Here is a 15,833-nt window from a genome sequence, read left to right on the forward strand (position 1 = left end):
CCTCGGCCACAGATTCAGGGCATACCGAACCGCAATCTCTCGGGGCACATGGATCAAGGCTTTGAAATCACGCTTTATTCGGATATTTCCGAAATAAGCGAAACGGATTGGAATGCCTGCGCCTGTCCCGAAACGGCAGATGGATCGCGGGCATTCGATCCCTTCACCACGCATAGGTTCCTTGCGGCGCTCGAGGCTTCGGGCTCCGTCGGGCCCGGCACCGGATGGGACGCGCGGCATCTCGTGGCGCGGCTGGAAGGGCGCGTGATCGGGGTGGCGCCGCTCTACGTGAAGGGCCATTCGCAGGGCGAATATGTCTTCGATCACGGCTGGGCCGACGCGTTCGAACGTGCCGGCGGGCGCTATTATCCCAAGCTGCAATGCGCGGTGCCCTTCACTCCGGTAACCGGGCGGCGGCTGCTGGTGCTGCCGGGGCTCGAGGAGGCGGGGCGGCGCGCCCTACTTGCCGGAATGGCGCAGATCGCCGAGGGCGCCGGGGTATCCTCGGTCCATGTCACCTTCTGCACCGAGGGCGAGGCCGAACTGGCTGCGGGCGAAGGCTGGCTGCACCGGGTCGGGCAGCAGTTCCACTGGTTCAACGACGGCTACGGCGCCTTCGAGGATTTCCTTGCCGAGCTCAGTTCGCGCAAGCGCAAGGCGCTGCGCAAGGAACGCCGCAAGGCGCAGGAGTTCAGCGGCGAGATCGTGCAGCTGACGGGCGATGCGATCCGCCCCGAACATTGGGACGCCTTCTGGGCTTTCTATCAGGATACCGGCAGCCGGAAATGGGGCCGCCCCTACCTGACGCGGGCTTTCTTCGACCGGCTCCACGAGATGCGCGAGGATGTTCTTCTGGTGCTGGCGCTGCGCGAGGGACGCCCGATCGCGGGCGCGCTCAACCTGATCGGGCGGGACGCGCTGTTCGGCCGCTACTGGGGCTGCATCGAGGATCACCCCTTCCTGCATTTCGAGCTTTGCTATCATCAGGCGGTCGACTACGCGATCGCCGAGGGGCTGGGCCGGGTCGAGGCGGGCGCGCAGGGCGAGCACAAGCTGGCGCGCGGCTACCTGCCCGTCGTCACCCATTCGGCGCATTGGATCGGCCATCCCGGCCTGCGCCGGGCCGTGGCCGATTATCTCGAAGCCGAGCGGGCCGCGGTGGACGAGGATATCGAGATCCTGACCGAACTCGGCCCCTTCAGAATGAACCGGGAACCCGATACCTGACGTAACGTTTGGGACATGACTTCAAGAGGGAGCGATGAATGAATCTCAATGACCTGACGCATCTGAATGGCTGGCTCACGCAGGACCGCATCGACGCGGCGATCCTTGCCGCGGTGAATGTGTTGGCCGCGCTGGTGATCCTGCTGATCGCGCTGGCCATGTCCGCCTGGGCGAAGCATCGCATCCTCGCGCTCTCGGACCGATATGCGCGGCTCGACGACACGCTTTTCGGCTTCCTCGGCAACATGGTGAAATACCTGATCCTCGCGATCGGGGTGATCTTCATCCTCAACCGCTTCGGCATCCAGACGACCTCGCTCGCCGCGCTCGTCGGTGCCGCCGGTCTGGCCGTTGGTCTCGCGCTTCAGGGCACGCTGTCGAACCTCGCGGCGGGGGTGATGATCATCCTGTTCCGTCCGTTCCGGCAGGGCGATTACATCGCGGCAGGGAGCCAGAGCGGGACGGTGACCGAGATCCAGCTCTTCTATACCGTGCTCAAGACCTATGACGGGATCCAGACCATCGTGCCGAACGGAGATATCTGGTCGAAGCCGATCATCAACTACTCGGCGAACCCGACGCGGATGATGGATCTCACGATCGGGGTCGCCTATGACGCCGATCTGAAGAAGACGCAGGAGGTGCTCGAGCGGATCGCGAGCTCGGACGAACGCGCGCTGGCCGATCCCGCGCCGACGATCCGGGTCAAGCAGCTCGGCGACAGCTCGGTCGATTTCACCTTCCGCGTCTGGGCGAACACCGCCGATTACTGGCAGTTGCAGGCCGATATCACCCGCAGGATCAAGGAAGAGTTCGACGCCCACGGCATCGGCATTCCCTTCCCCACGCGCACGCTCGAAGTGGTGCAGGTGCCGCAGATCGAGACCGCGCCGGCGATGAACGGGCGCGGAGCGGTTTGATCTGGCTCTTCGCGCGTGCGGTGCTACCTTGCGGGAATGCGAGAAGGGAGTGAACCATGACCGACAAGCTCGATGCCGAAGAACGCAAGGCTCTGCTCAGTGCGCTCGAAGATTCCGGCTGGCGCGCCGCCGAGGGGGCGGACGCGATGGTCAAACGGCTGCTGTTTCCGGATTTCTCGGCGGCCTGGGGCTTCATGTCGCAAGCGGCGCTCTGCGCCGAGAAGATGGAGCATCACCCCGATTGGCGCAATGTCTACAACAAGCTCGAGATCACGCTCTCGACCCATGACTGCGGTGGCGTGAGCGTGCTCGATATAGAGCTCGCCCGCGCCCTCGACGCGCTGGCCGAAGGGGTGGCCGAGGTGGATCGCGATATCGGCCGGCCCCTGATGCGGCTGACCGAGAGCAGGGCCGACTGACCCTCACGCCGTCCGCAAAGAAAAACGCCCGGTCCTGCGCCGGGCGTTTTCGATTGCATGAGGGGGCGCGCGTTCAGAGCGCGGCCAGCAGGCCCTCGCCCGCCGAAGCCTCGCAGGTGCCCGGGCTTTCCTCGACGTGCAGCACCTTCACCACCCCGTCATCGACGAGCATCGCATACCGCTTCGAACGGTTGATCAGCCCTGCGGGCGGCGCGGTGAAATCCATGCCGATCGCCTGCGTGAACGCGGCTTCGGGATCGGCGAGCATGGTGATGCCGGCCTCGCTCGCACCGGTCGACTCGCCCCAGGCCTTCATCACGAAGGGATCGTTGACCGCGACGCAGACGATTTCCGCCACGCCCTTCTCGGCGAATTCGTCCTTGGTGCGGATGAAGCTCGGCACATGGGCGGTGGTGCAGACCCCGGTATAGGCGCCCGGCACGGCGAAGACGACGATCTTGCGGCCTTTCATCTTCTCGCCGAGGCTCACGGGTTGCGGGCCCTCGGCCCCGATTTCGAGGAAGGTGGCGCCGGGAAGGGCATCGCCGGTCGTGATGGTCATGAAGTGCTCCGTTGCTGTCGCGTTGCGTTTCCTGCCTGCGACGATATAGGGTCGGGCGCGTGTCGCGCCAGTGGAGAGAGTGATGAACCGGATCGTGATCGTCGGGGCAGGGCAGGCCGCGGCCTCGATGGCCGCCAAGTTGCGTGCGCTCGGACATGACGGGCAGATCACTCTGGTGGGAGATGAGCCCGTCGCGCCCTATCAGCGCCCGCCGCTCTCGAAGGCCTATCTCCTGGGCGAGATGGGGGTGGAGCGGCTGACGCTGCGGTCTGAAGACTGGTGGACCGAACAGGGCGTGGAGCTGCGGCTCGGCACCGCGGTCACCGATATCGACACCGCTGCGCAGCGCGTCACGCTGTCCGATGGCGCCACGCTCGATTACGCCGAGCTCGCGTTTTGCACCGGCGCCACCCCGCGCCGTCTGCCCGCGGCGATCGGCGGCGATCTGGGCAATGTCTTCACCGTGCGCAGCCTCGCCGATGTCGATGCGATGCGCCCGCTCTTCGCGCCGGGCAAGCGCCTTCTCGTGGTGGGCGGCGGCTATATCGGGCTCGAGGCGGCCGCGGTCGCGCGCAAGCTCGGGCTCGAGGTCACGCTAATCGAGGCCGCGCCGCGCATCCTCGGCCGCGTCGCCTGCGCCGAGACCGCCGCCGCGATCCGCGACCTGCATCGCCGCCAGGGCGTCGAGATCCTCGAAGGGATCGGGCTTTCCCGGCTCACCGGGGAGGACAGCGTCACCGGCGCCCTGCTCGAGGACGGCCGCACGCTCCCGGCCGATTTCGTCATCATCGGGATCGGCGTCACCCCCGAGGACGAGATCGCGCGCGCGGCGGGCATTCATTGCGAGAACGGGATCGCGACGGATGCGCAGGGCCGGACCTCCGCCGCGCATGTCTGGGCGGCGGGCGATTGCGCCTCCTTCCCCGGCCCCGGCGCCGACGGGCGGCTGCGGCTCGAATCGGTGGGCAATGCGATCGACATGGCCGAACTGGTCGCCGAGAACATCTGCGGCGCAGGCAAGGACTACCTCCCGAAACCGTGGTTCTGGTCGGATCAGTTCGATGCGAAGCTCCAGATCGCGGGGCTCAATGCAGGATACGACCGGATCGTCACCCGAAACGACGAGGGCGAGAGCTTCTGGTATTTCCGCGACGGCCGGCTGATCGCGGTCGATGCGATCAATGACGCACGCGCCTATATGGTCGGCAAACGGGTGATCGAGGGCGGCAAGGTCGTCACGCCCGAACAGGTCGAGACCACGCCCGAACTGAAGGCGCTGATGAAATGAGGATCATCGGCGGCGCGCGGCGCGGGCTCAAGCTGGCGGATGTGGGCGAGGGCGATACAAACGCCCATCTGCGCCCGACCACTGACCGGGTGCGCGAGAGCATCTTCAACCTGCTGATCAATGGCAGCCACGGCAATCCCGTGCCCGGCGCCCGGGTGCTCGATCTCTTCGCGGGCACCGGCGCGCTCGGGCTCGAGGCGCTGTCGCGCGGCGCCGCCCGCGTGGCCTTCGTCGATGACGGTGCGGTCTCCCGCGCGCTGCTGCGCCGCAATATCGAGGCGATGCAGGCGATGGGCGTGACCGATGTCTGGCGGCGCGACGCGACCCGGATGGGCCCCAATCGCGGCCCCGGCTATGATCTCGTCTTTCTCGATCCGCCCTACGGAATGGGTCTGGGCGAGAAGGCGATCGCCTCGTGTCTCGAAGGCGGCTGGCTGGCTCCCGGCGCGACGATCGTCTGGGAAGAGAGCACCCCGCCCCTCCTGCCCGCGCCGCTGATCCAGCTCGACCAGCGCCGCTACGGCGATACCTTTGTCACCCTCGCACGGATGCCCGAATGATCCCCCAGGCCGTTCTCTTCGATTGCGACGGCGTGCTCGTCGACAGCGAGCCCGCGACCTTCGACCTGATCCAGGCGGAATTCGCCCGGCACGGTCTGCACAAGGAAATCCCCGAACTCGAGGAGGCCTTCATCGGCGCGACGATGGAACGCGTGGCCGAATGGGGGCGGGCCCATGGCGCCGACCTTCCCGAGGGCTGGATCGACGCCTATTACGAGACCCTCTATGCGCGGCTGCGCGAAGGGACCGAGCTGATGCCCGGTATCCCGCAATTGCTCGCACGGCTCGATGCGGTCGGCATTCCCTTCGCGGTCGGCTCGAACGGCCGGATGGCGAAAATGGAGGCAACACTGGGCCAGCACCCCACGATCCGGGCGCGGCTCGAGGGGCTCTTGTTCTCGGGTCAGGATCTCGGCTGTCCGAAACCCGCCCCCGATCTCTACATCAAGGCCGCCCGAGCGCTCGGCGCCGAGCCCTCGGCCTGCGTCGTGATCGAGGACAGCCCGACCGGCGCGCGCGCGGCGAAGTCTGCCGGCATGCGGTGCCTGGGCTATGCGCCGCAGGGCCCCAATCCGCGTCTGGAGGCCGAAGGGGCCGAACTCTTCTCCGATATGAGACAGGTGCCGCGCCTGATCGGGCTCGATCCCTGATCCTTCACCTGGACGGAAATACCCCGGGGGGCTCGCGGAAGCGAGCGGGGGCAGCGCCCCCTCCGATGGGTGCGCTCAGCGCCAGGTGGGGTGGAAGCGGTTTCCGGGCGAACTGGTGAAGATCTCGCAGCCATCGGCGGTCACGCCGACCGAGTGCTCGAACTGCGCGCTCAGCGATTTGTCGCGCGTCACCGCCGTCCAGTCATCGGCCAGAACCTTGGTCTCGGGCCGGCCCAGATTCACCATCGGTTCGATGGTGAAGATCATGCCTTCCTCGAGACGCGCGCCCGAGCCCGCCCGCCCGTAATGCAGCACGTTCGGCGGCGCGTGGAACACCCGGCCCACGCCGTGACCGCAGAAATCGCGCACCACCGACATCCGGTGGCCCTCGACATATTTCTGGATCGCGTGGCCGATATCGCCGAAAGTATTGCCGGGCTTGACCTGTTCGATCCCGATCATCAGCGCGTCATGGGTGACCTGGATCAGCCGCTCGGCCTTGCGGCTGAGGCTGCCCGCCACATACATGCGCGAGCTGTCGCCATACCAGCCGTCGAGGATCACGGTGATGTCGATATTGAGGATGTCGCCATCCTTGAGCCGCTTGTCGCCGGGAATGCCGTGGCAGACCACGTGATTGACCGAGATGCAGCTCGCATGCTGATAGCCGCGATAGCCGATCGTCGCCGAGGTCGCGCCAAGTTCGCCCACGCGCTTCTCGATGAAGGCATCGAGCTCGCCGGTGCTCACGCCCGGTTTCACCAGATCGGCCACTTCGTCGAGGATTTGCGCGGTCACCTGAGAGGCTGCACGCATCCCCGCGAAATCGCTCGCGTCGTAGATGCGGATGCCGTCTTTGGTCACTCGGGCCTGGCTGTCGTCCAAGGGTCCACTCCTAGAAGTTGCGCGCCTTAGATAGTCACAAAATCCGGGCTTGGCCAGTGCCCGCTCTTTCCCCGCTCCGCGCCCCGCCCTATACCAAAGGCAAAGGAGCCCGAAGATGCCCAATCCGACCGCAGCCATCCTGATCATCGGCGACGAGATCCTGACCGGACGCACCCGCGAGGGGAACGCGCATTTTCTGGCGGGAAAGCTCGTCGAACAGGGCATCACCTGCCGCGAAATCCGCATCGTGCCGGACGACAATGACGTGATCGTCGCCGCGGTGCGCGAGCTCTCCTCGCGCCACGATCATCTTTTCACGAGCGGCGGCATCGGCCCGACCCATGACGACATCACCGCCGATGCGGTGGCCGAGGCGATGGGGGCGGCGCTCGATGTGCGCGAGGATGCGCGCGAGATCCTTGCGGCCTATTACGCCGCGCGCGGGGTCGAGTTCACCGCCGCCCGGCTGCGGATGGCGCGGATCCCCGAGGGCGCGACGCTGATCGAGAATCCGGTCTCGGGCGCGCCCGGTTTCAGCTGCGGCAATGTCCATGTCATGGCTGGCGTTCCCAATATCTTCCAGGCGATGGTCGAGGGGCTCTTGCCGCGCCTCACCGGGGGGGCGCCGCTGCTCTCGCGCAACTGGCAGGTGCCGCGGCCCGAAGCCACCGTGGCCGATGAGCTGCGCCGGATCGCGGGCGAGTTTCCCGATCTCTCCCTTGGCTCCTACCCCTATATCCAGGAGGGGCGCTACGGCACCAACCTCGTCGCGCGCGGCACCGATCCCGCGCTGGTCGAGGCGGGCTGGCAGGCGCTCAAGGATGCCTTCCCGGAGGGGCAATGACGGAGCCGTTCGGGATCATCGACGCGTCCTGGCCGGCCGCGAGCCTGCGCCGGGCCGGCGGTTTCCTGATCCGCGAGGGCAAGGGCGGCGGCTCGCGGGTGAGCTGCGCGACGCTCGAAGTCCCGCTCGAGGAGGCCGATATTCCCGCCGCCGAGGCCGCGCATGTTGCCCTTGGGCAGGTCCCGCGCTTCATGATCCGGGGAGGCGAGGAGGCGCTCGACGCGGCGCTCGCGGCGCGCGGCTATGTGGCTCATGATCCCACGCGGATCTGGTCGGCGCCGATCGCGCGGGTGCAGGGCGAGGTGCCGCCGGTGACCGCTTTCGCGCATTGGCCGCCGTTGCAGATCGTGCGCGATCTCTGGTCCGAATTGCAGGTCGGCCCCGAGCGGCAGGCGATCATGGAGAGGATCACGGAGCCCAAGGCCTGCGTGCTGGGGCGCCGCGACGATCGCGCCGCCGGGGCGGCCTTCGTGACGCTCCATGAGGGCATCGCGATGGTGCACGCATTGGCCGTCGCGCCGGCGTTCCGCCGCAAGGGGCTCGCCCGCGCGCTGATCTACGAGGCTGCCCGCTGGGCCAAGGAGCAGGGGGCGACGCAATTCGAGATGCTGGTGGTGGAGGCGAACGACGCCTCGACCTCGCTGGCCAAAAGCCTCGGAATGACGGTCCGGCAAAGCTATCACTATCGCTGCAAGGGAGCGGCGTGATGTACGCGCGCGCCGCCATCGCCTTCGGGCTTGCGCTGCTCGCGAGCGCTGCACAGGGCGAGCCGGTCACGCTCAAGCTTCCGGGCGGAGCCTCCCAGTCCGCGCAGGAGGCGAGCCCCGCCACGAGCTACAAGCTGGCGATCGGGCCCTGGCAGGATGACGAGGTCAAGAGCCTCACGCTGGAGGGGGCGCGCTCGGACACCGCCTGGCGGCTGCGGTCGAACCAGAACACGACCCTGCAGATCCTCGCCCCGCTGCGCGACCAGCTTCAGCAGGCCGGCTACACGATCCTCTTCGAATGCGCGACCGATGCCTGCGGCGGGTTCGATTTCCGCTACCGGCTCGATCTGCTGCCCGAGCCTTCGATGCATGTCGATCTCGGCGATTTCCGCTATCTCGCGGCGCGCAACGGCAGCGATTACGTCGCGATCACCGTCTCGCGCTCCTCGGAATCGGGCTTCGTGCAGGTCACCGACATGAGCGTGCAGGACGTCACGCCCGCCCAGCCCGACAACCCGCTTGCCGCGCCGCAGACCGCAGCGCCGCTGCCCACGACCGCCGAGGCCCCCACGACTCCCACGGCATTCGCGCAGGCTCTCGAGGCGCAGGGCTCCGTGGCGCTCGACGATCTGGATTTCCCGTCCGGCGCGGCGGATCTCGGCCCGGGTGAATTCGGCTCGCTCAAGGCCCTTGCCGACTATCTCAAGGCCAATTCCGCGATGCAGGTCATGCTGGTCGGTCATACCGATGCGGTCGGTTCGCTCGCGGCCAATATCGCGCTGTCGAAAAAGCGCGCCGAAGCGGTCCGCAGCAAGCTGGTATCCGATTACGGAGTGGACCCGAACCAGATCAGCGCCGAAGGGGCCGGGTTCCTCGCACCGCGCGCCAGCAACCTGACGAAGGAGGGGCGCGAGAAAAACAGACGGGTCGAGGCGGTTCTCACCTCGACCCGCAGTTGACAGCGACCGGACGGAGCGGTCGCCACGCGGAAACTCTGATCACCAGTTGTCCGGGCCCTTCTCGGCGAAGGTCGTCGCGAGGAAGTCGATGAAGGCGCGGACCTTGGGCTGGGTGAACCGGCCCGGCGGGTAGATCGCGTAGATGCCGAGCGTCTCCATCGGCAGATCCGGGATCGCCTCTTCCACCAGCCCCTCGCGCATCGCGTCGGCGTAGAGGAAGGAGGGAAGGTAGGCGATGCCGAGCCCGGCGATGCAGGCATGCAGCAGCGACTGCCCGTCATTGACCGTGAGCCAGCCATTCGAGCGCACCTGCCGGCGTTCGCCCGAGGGCGCGGTCAGTTTCCAGACATTGCCCGCCGACTGGCTGGAATAGTGCAGGAGCTTGTGCTCGTTGAGATCGTCGATCTTTTGCGGACGCCCGTATTTCTGGAAATAGCCGGGCGCGGCGATCATCCGGCGCGAGGTGTCGGTGAGTTTGCGCGCGCGCAGACTGCTGTCTTCCAGCTCGCCCACGCGGATCGCCATGTCGAAGCCTTCCGAGATCAGTTCCACATAGCGGTTGTTGAGCACCATGTTCACGGTGATCTCGGGGAATTCCTGAAGGAAGTCACCCAACACCGGGGAGAGGAGATTCACGCCGAAATCGGTGGCGACCGAGATCCGCAGGAGGCCCGAGGGCGCGGTCTGCATCGAGGTGACGAGCGCATCGGCCTCGCCCGCATCGTTGAGCACGCGGCGGGCGCGATCGTAATAGGCGAGCCCGATCTCGGTCGGAGAGACGCGGCGCGTGGTACGGTTGAGAAGGCGGGCGCCAAGCCGTGCCTCGAGCGCGGAGACATGTTTCGAGACGGCCGATTTCGAGATGCCCATCTTCTTTGCCGCGTCTGTGAAGCCGCCCTGATCCACGACCATCGCGAAAGCTTCCATTTCAGTCAGGCGATCCATACGCGCACCTATCCGGAACTCGGTTTTGTTGCTCTTTGGCTGAAAGTTCTGGGCTCGAATTCGGGCGCAATTGGGGCCTAGGGGGGACAATACGGGGGAATTGTCATGCGTTGGTTACTCCTCGGAAACGCCGAAGCTGACCAGAACGTAAAGGCGTTTGCTCGATCACCCGGCGCTCTGCCTCGGAGGGGGAGGGTGGTTCGTCCCGAAAATTGCCGCATTCTGACGCCGCGTTTGACGTGACAAGGCGCGGGGCGCTTCGCACAGTGCCGCCAAAGAGGGAGGACACCATGCATCGTTACCCGCATCTCTTCACGCCGCTCGAGCTGGGCCATGTGACCTTGCCCAACCGGGTTCTTATGGGCTCGATGCACACCAATCTCGAGGAACGCGGCGACTGGAATGCGGTGGCCGAGTTCTATGCCGAGCGCGCGCGCGGCGGCGTGGCGCTGATGGTGACGGGCGGGATGGCGCCCAATGCCGAGGGAGGCGTTTTCCCCGGCGCTGCGGGTCTCTTCACTCCCGAAGACCTCGCGAACCACCGGCTGATCACCGATCGCGTCCATGACAATGGCGGGCGGATCGCGATGCAGATCCTGCATGCGGGGCGCTATGCCTACGGCCCCGATTGCGTGGCCCCTTCCGCGATCAAGTCGCCGATCTCGCCCTTCCCGCCCAAGGCGCTCGACGAGTCCGGTATCGAGAAGCAGATCGCCGATATCGCCACCGCCGCCGCGCGCGCCCGCGAGGCGGGTTACGACGGCGTCGAGGTGATGGGATCGGAGGGCTATTTCCTCAACCAGTTCCTCGTGCGCCACACCAACAAGCGCGAGGACCGCTGGGGCGGGGCCTTCGAGAACCGGATGCGCCTTCCGGTCGAGGTGGTGCGCCGCGTCCGGGAGGCCGTGGGGCCCGATTTCATCGTGATCTTCCGGATCTCGCTGATCGATCTGGTGCCCGATGGCTCGAGCTGGGACGAGGTCGTGACGCTGGCCAAGGCGATCGAGGCGGCGGGCGCGAGCATCCTCAATACCGGGATCGGCTGGCACGAGGCCCGGGTGCCCACCATCGCGACCTCCGTGCCCCGCGCGGCCTTCACTTGGCTGACGGGGCGGCTGCGGCCCGAAGTGTCGATCCCGGTGATCACCTCGAACCGGATCAACGCGCCCGATGTCGCCGAAGAGGTTCTGGCCTCTGGGGCGGCGGATATGGTCTCGATGGCGCGCCCCTTCCTTGCCGATCCCGATTTCGTGGTGAAGGCGCAAGAGGATCGCGCGGACGAGATCGCGCCCTGCATCGCCTGCAACCAGGCCTGTTTGGACCACACATTCCAGGGCAAGGTCTCGACCTGTCTCGTCAATCCGCGTGCGGCGCACGAGACCGAGATCGTGATCCGTCCGGCCGAGGTACGGAAATCCATTGCCGTGGTCGGGGCGGGTCCCGCGGGGCTTGCGGCGGCGATCACCGCGGCCGAGCGCGGCCATGACGTGACGCTTTTCGATCGCGCCTCGGAGATCGGCGGGCAGCTGACGATGGCCCGCGAGATCCCCGGCAAGGAGGAATTCCACGGGCTCACAGACTGGTTCGCGACGATGGTCGTGAAGTCCGGGGTGACGCTGCGGCTCGAGACCGAAGCGACCGCTGAAACCCTCGCGCCCTTCGACGAAATCATCATCGCCACCGGAGTCACCCCGCGCGATCCCGAGATCCCGACCGAGGGAGGGCAGGTCGTGAGCTATATCGACATCCTCAAGGGCCGCGTCACGGCTGGAAAGCGTGTCGCGGTGATCGGCGCGGGCGGCATCGGCTTCGATGTGGCCGAGTTCCTGACCGTCACCGACAGCCCGACGCTCGATCTCGAGGAGTGGAAGCGCGAATGGGGCGTGGGCGATCCGGCGCACACGCCCGGCGGGCTGACCGAGCCCCATCCCGAACCGCCGGCTCGGACCGTCACCCTGCTGCAGCGCAAGCGCGAGAAGCTGGGGCGGCGGCTGGGCAAGACTACCGGCTGGATTCACCGTGCGGCGCTGCAGATGAAGAACGTGCAGATGATCGGAGGGGTGAATTACGAAAAGATCACCCCCGAAGGTCTCCATGTCAGTTTCGGCGAGGCGCGCGAGAACCCGACCCTGATCGAGGCCGATACTGTTGTGCTGTGCGCGGGCCAGCTCTCGGAGCGCAGCCTCGCGGATACGCTGATCGCCGCGGGGCGCAATCCGCATGTGATCGGGGGGGCGGATGTGGCCGCCGAACTCGACGCGAAACGGGCGATCGACCAGGGAACCCGGCTCGCCGCCCGGCTCTGAGCCGCGCGCGGCGTCAGGCCACCAGCGCTTCGGCCTTCTTCAGATCGACCGAGACGAGCTGGCTCACGCCCTGCTCCTGCATCGTCACGCCGAAGAGCCGGTCCATCCGGCTCATCGTCACCGCATGGTGGGTGATGATGAGGAAGCGGGTGTCGGTGCGCCGGGTCATCTCGTCCAGCAGGTCGCAGAAGCGGGTCACGTTCGCGTCGTCGAGCGGCGCGTCCACCTCGTCGAGCACGCAGATCGGTGCCGGGTTGGCGAGGAACACCGCGAAGATCAGCGCCATCGCGGTCAGGGTCTGTTCGCCGCCCGAGAGGAGCGACAGCGTCGAGAGCTTCTTGCCCGGCGGCTGGCACATGATCTCGAGGCCCGCTTCCAGCGGGTCATCACTTTCCACCAGTTGCAGATTGGCCGTCCCGCCGCCGAAGAGGTGGGTGAAGAGGGTGCGGAAATTCTCGTTCACCTGCTCGAAGGCGGTCAGCAGCCTTTCGCGGCCCTCGCGGTTCAGCCCCGAAATCCCGGCGCGCAGCTTGCGGATCGCCTCTTCGAGATCGGCCTTTTCCTTGACCAGGGCGTCATGCTCTTCCTGCACTTCGCGCGCGTCTTCCTCGGCGCGCAGGTTCACCGCGCCGAGGCTTTCGCGCTGCCGCTTGAGGCGGTTCACATCGGCATCGAGCGTGACCGCATCGGGCATCTTGTCGGGATCGGTGTCGAGGCTTTCGAGCAGTTCCTTCGGGGTCTTCTCGGTCTCTTCCGCGATCCGCTCGGCGGCATAGGCGACGGTCTCGCGGGCGGCGTCGACCCGGGCCTCGGCGCGGGCGCGGGATTCGCGCGCCTCGCCGGCCAGACGCTCGGCCTCGCGCTCGGCCAGCTGAGCTTCGCGCAACGCACTCTCGGCGGTCGAGAGCTTGTCCGTCGCATCGGCCTTGCGCGCCTCGGCATCCGCGATCGCCTCGGACAGTTCGGCACGCTTGGCGGCCAGCTCCTCGGGCGCAGCATTGGCCTCCTTCAGGTCCGCTTCGGTTTCGGCCTTGCGGGTCGCGAGTTCCGCCGAGCGCCTCTCGGCGGTCTCGAGGCGGTGCCGCCAGCCCGAGATCTCCTTGGTGATCTCCTGCCGGCGCTTGAGCCGCGCCTCGCCTTCGCGGCGGATCTCGTCATGGCTCGAGCGCTTGGTGAGCATCGTCATCCGCGCGGCCTCGACGGTCATCTTCACCGCCTCGACCTCGCCGCGTGCGGCGTCGAGATCGGCAAGGGCGTCTTGTGCGTTCTGCGCCTCGCGCAGCGCCATCCGGGCCGCGCTCGCCTCTTCCTCGTGGCGTGCCACCGCGAGCCGCGCGCTCTCGAGCTTCGAGCCTGCGATCGAGCGATCCGCCTCGGCGCGGCTCAGCGCGCGTCCGGCCTCGGCAAGGCGCCGGTCGGCTTCGCGGCGGGCTTCACGGGCGGCGGCATCGGCCCGGGTCGCCTCGGCCAGTTGCGTGGTCAGTGCCTCATGCGCCTGCTTGGCCCCTTCCGCGCGCGCGGTCGCCTCCTCGAGATCGTGCTTGAGTTCGACGAGCCGGTTGAGCTGCTGCAGGCGCAGAGCCGCAGCGGTCGGGGCGTCCTCGGCTCCGGCGCGGAACCCGTCCCATCGCCAGAGATCGCCCTTGGGCGAGACCAGCCGCTGACCGGGGCGCAGTTCGGGCTGGAGCCGCACGCCCTCCGCGTAATCCGCGACGAGGCCGATCTGCGAAATCCGGCGCGCCAGAACATCGGGCACATCGACCCGGGCCGAGAGCGGTTCGGCCCCGGCAGGCAGCGGTTGCGGCGCGGCATAATCGGGCAGGGCGCGCCAGCCGGTGGGGGTGTCCTCGCCGACCTCGGGCGCGCGAAGGTCATCGGCAAGTGCCGCGCCAAGCGCCGCCTCGAAGCCCTTGTCCACCCGCACCCGGTCGAGAAGCTGATGGCCGCTCGCGGCCTCGCGCTCGACCAGGCGGGCCAGCGCGTTGACCTCGGCGCGCAGCGCGCCGGCTTCGCCCTCGGCCTCGGACCGCGCGGCGCGGGCCGCGCTTTCGCGCGATTGCGCCTCGGCGCGGGTCTCGTCGGCGATGGCCAGAGCTTCTTCGGCGGCCTCGGCGGCCTCCTGCGCCTCGCCCTGCGCGTCCTCGGCGGTCGCGTAATCCTCGCTCGCGGTGGCAAGCGCGGCTTCGGCCGCTTCGGCCGCGGCTTTCGCCTGCGCCGCGGCGGCTTCGGATTTCTCCGCGGTGGCGCGGTTGTCGGTGACAAGACGCTGGGCCGACTGGTGTCGGGCGGCGAGGCGCGCCACGTCTTCGGTCAGCTCGGAAAGCTGGGCCTCGCGCTCCTGCAGGATCTGCGCCGCTTCATGAGCGGCATCGGCCGCCATCGCGAGCCGGTCGTCATGGCCTTCCGACGCCTTGGTGATCTGGTCCTGTTCCCATTCGAGACGGCTGATCGTCTCGCCCGCGTCGCGGTTGAGCCCGGCCTCGCGCTCCATGTCGCGCACCAGCTGTTCGATGCGGCCGCGCAGGGTCTCGATCCGGGCGAGCGCCTGATCCTCCTGATCGGAGAGCGCGTCGCGCTGCACGGTGAGACGCTGGAGGATCGCGGTCGCGATATTCTCCTCCTCGCGCAGCGGCGGCAGGGTGTCCTCGTGGGTCTGGCGCGTCGTCGCGGCCTCGCGCGCCGTGCGTTCGGCCTGAGACGCGGCCGTGATCTTCTCGCGATGGCCTTCCTCGGCCTCGACGCGGGCATTCTCGGCCTCGCGCCAGCGCCGATAGAGCAGCATTCCCTCGGCACGGCGCAGCTCTTCGCCGATCGTGCGATAGCGCGCGGCCTGCCGGGCCTGCCGCGCGAGCGTCGCGAGCTGGGCGGCGAGCTGTTCGATCACGTCATCGACGCGGGTCAGGTTCTGCTCGGCCCCGTTCAGCTTCAACTCGGCCTCGTGGCGGCGCTGGTAGAGCCCGGAGATCCCGGCGGCCTCCTCGAGGACGCGGCGGCGGTTCTTCGGCTTGGCGTTGATCAGCTCGGAGATCTGGCCCTGCCGCACCAGCGCGGGGCTGTGCGCGCCCGTCGAGGCATCCGCGAAGAGCATCTGCACGTCGCGCGCCCGCACATCCTTGCCGTTGACCTTGTAGGCGGAACCCGCATCGCGGGTGATCCGGCGCACGATCTCGAGCCCGTCGCTGTCGTTGAAGCCCGAGGGTGCGAGACGTTCCGTATTGTCGATCTGCAGCGACACTTCCGCGAAATTGCGCGCCCCGCGCGACGAGGCGCCGGCGAAGATCACGTCCTCCATGCCGTCGCCGCGCATCGCCGAGGGGCGGTTCTCGCCCATCACCCAACGCAGCGCTTCGAGCAGGTTCGACTTGCCGCAGCCATTCGGGCCGACCACGCCCGTCAGCCCGTCATGGATCACGAGATCCGTGGGGTCCACGAAACTCTTGAAGCCATTGAGACGAAGCCGGGTGAAGCGCAAATGCCGTTCCTTTCCGAATCTCGGATGCGATTAGGGAAGTGTCCGTAGAGCAGGTCTTCGAGTCAACGAAAACACCCTTCATCTGGGAG

Annotated in this window: 14 protein-coding genes; 10 read left to right on the top strand and 4 right to left on the bottom strand. The window is 67.5% G+C overall.

Annotated features, from left to right (window positions below):
* Window positions 1–48: 48 nt before the first annotated feature.
* Genes DW2_RS11350 through DW2_RS11360 form a run of 3 tightly spaced genes read left to right on the top strand, consistent with a single transcriptional unit; the run spans window position 49 to window position 2,566 of the window.
* A complete protein-coding gene (locus DW2_RS11350) occupies window positions 49–1,227 on the top strand; it encodes a GNAT family N-acetyltransferase (protein ID WP_038146572.1) in 1,179 nt (392 codons plus the stop codon).
* Between the two features lie 38 nt (window positions 1,228–1,265).
* Window positions 1,266–2,147, top strand: coding sequence for a mechanosensitive ion channel family protein (locus DW2_RS11355; protein WP_081874960.1), 882 nt, complete (start codon window positions 1,266–1,268; stop codon window positions 2,145–2,147).
* Window positions 2,148–2,203: 56 nt separating this feature from the next.
* The gene (locus DW2_RS11360; protein WP_063137149.1) at window positions 2,204–2,566 is read left to right on the top strand and encodes a 4a-hydroxytetrahydrobiopterin dehydratase; all 363 of its coding nucleotides are present in this window, start codon (window positions 2,204–2,206) and stop codon (window positions 2,564–2,566) included.
* A gap of 73 nt (window positions 2,567–2,639) precedes the next feature.
* On the opposite strand, the gene DW2_RS11365 is transcribed toward DW2_RS11360, so the two are convergent.
* Complete coding sequence (locus tag DW2_RS11365; RefSeq protein WP_038146574.1) at window positions 2,640–3,128, bottom strand: peroxiredoxin; 489 nt, start codon at window positions 3,126–3,128, stop codon at window positions 2,640–2,642.
* A gap of 82 nt (window positions 3,129–3,210) precedes the next feature.
* Between DW2_RS11365 and DW2_RS11370 the strand changes: the two genes are divergently transcribed.
* From DW2_RS11370 to DW2_RS11380, 3 genes are read left to right on the top strand one after another with little or no spacing between them, the layout of a single operon-like run.
* Entirely contained in the window at window positions 3,211–4,416 is a 1,206-nt protein-coding gene (locus tag DW2_RS11370; RefSeq protein WP_038146576.1) for an NAD(P)/FAD-dependent oxidoreductase, read from the top strand.
* Entirely contained in the window at window positions 4,413–4,976 is a 564-nt protein-coding gene (gene rsmD / locus DW2_RS11375) for a 16S rRNA (guanine(966)-N(2))-methyltransferase RsmD (protein WP_038146577.1), read from the top strand. Before DW2_RS11370 ends, rsmD begins: the two co-directional genes overlap by 4 nt.
* Entirely contained in the window at window positions 4,973–5,626 is a 654-nt protein-coding gene (locus DW2_RS11380; protein ID WP_038146579.1) for an HAD family hydrolase, read from the top strand. The genes rsmD and DW2_RS11380 overlap by 4 nt, the downstream gene beginning before the upstream one ends.
* Before the next feature lie 75 nt (window positions 5,627–5,701).
* Here DW2_RS11380 and map read toward each other — a convergent pair whose 3' ends face one another.
* A complete protein-coding gene (map, locus tag DW2_RS11385; protein WP_038146581.1) occupies window positions 5,702–6,511 on the bottom strand; it encodes a type I methionyl aminopeptidase in 810 nt (269 codons plus the stop codon).
* Window positions 6,512–6,626: 115 nt separating this feature from the next.
* On the opposite strand from map, the gene DW2_RS11390 reads away from it, so the two are divergent.
* From DW2_RS11390 to DW2_RS11400, 3 genes are read left to right on the top strand one after another with little or no spacing between them, the layout of a single operon-like run.
* Window positions 6,627–7,355, top strand: coding sequence for a competence/damage-inducible protein A (locus tag DW2_RS11390; RefSeq protein WP_038146583.1), 729 nt, complete (start codon window positions 6,627–6,629; stop codon window positions 7,353–7,355).
* Window positions 7,352–8,062, top strand: coding sequence for a GNAT family N-acetyltransferase (locus tag DW2_RS11395; RefSeq protein WP_038146585.1), 711 nt, complete (start codon window positions 7,352–7,354; stop codon window positions 8,060–8,062). Before DW2_RS11390 ends, DW2_RS11395 begins: the two co-directional genes overlap by 4 nt.
* Window positions 8,062–9,021, top strand: coding sequence for an OmpA family protein (locus DW2_RS11400; RefSeq protein ID WP_038146587.1), 960 nt, complete (start codon window positions 8,062–8,064; stop codon window positions 9,019–9,021). The genes DW2_RS11395 and DW2_RS11400 overlap by 1 nt, the downstream gene beginning before the upstream one ends.
* A gap of 39 nt (window positions 9,022–9,060) precedes the next feature.
* Here DW2_RS11400 and DW2_RS11405 read toward each other — a convergent pair whose 3' ends face one another.
* Window positions 9,061–9,966, bottom strand: a complete 906-nt coding sequence (locus tag DW2_RS11405) for a LysR family transcriptional regulator (RefSeq protein ID WP_038146589.1) — start codon at window positions 9,964–9,966, stop codon at window positions 9,061–9,063.
* A gap of 290 nt (window positions 9,967–10,256) precedes the next feature.
* On the opposite strand from DW2_RS11405, the gene DW2_RS11410 reads away from it, so the two are divergent.
* Window positions 10,257–12,272, top strand: coding sequence for an NADPH-dependent 2,4-dienoyl-CoA reductase (locus DW2_RS11410; protein ID WP_038146592.1), 2,016 nt, complete (start codon window positions 10,257–10,259; stop codon window positions 12,270–12,272).
* Window positions 12,273–12,285: 13 nt separating this feature from the next.
* Here DW2_RS11410 and smc read toward each other — a convergent pair whose 3' ends face one another.
* Entirely contained in the window at window positions 12,286–15,744 is a 3,459-nt protein-coding gene (gene smc, locus DW2_RS11415; protein ID WP_038146595.1) for a chromosome segregation protein SMC, read from the bottom strand.
* Window positions 15,745–15,833 lie beyond the last annotated feature (89 nt).

Source organism: Thioclava atlantica, from assembly GCF_000737065.1.
Lineage (GTDB): Bacteria > Pseudomonadota > Alphaproteobacteria > Rhodobacterales > Rhodobacteraceae > Thioclava > Thioclava atlantica.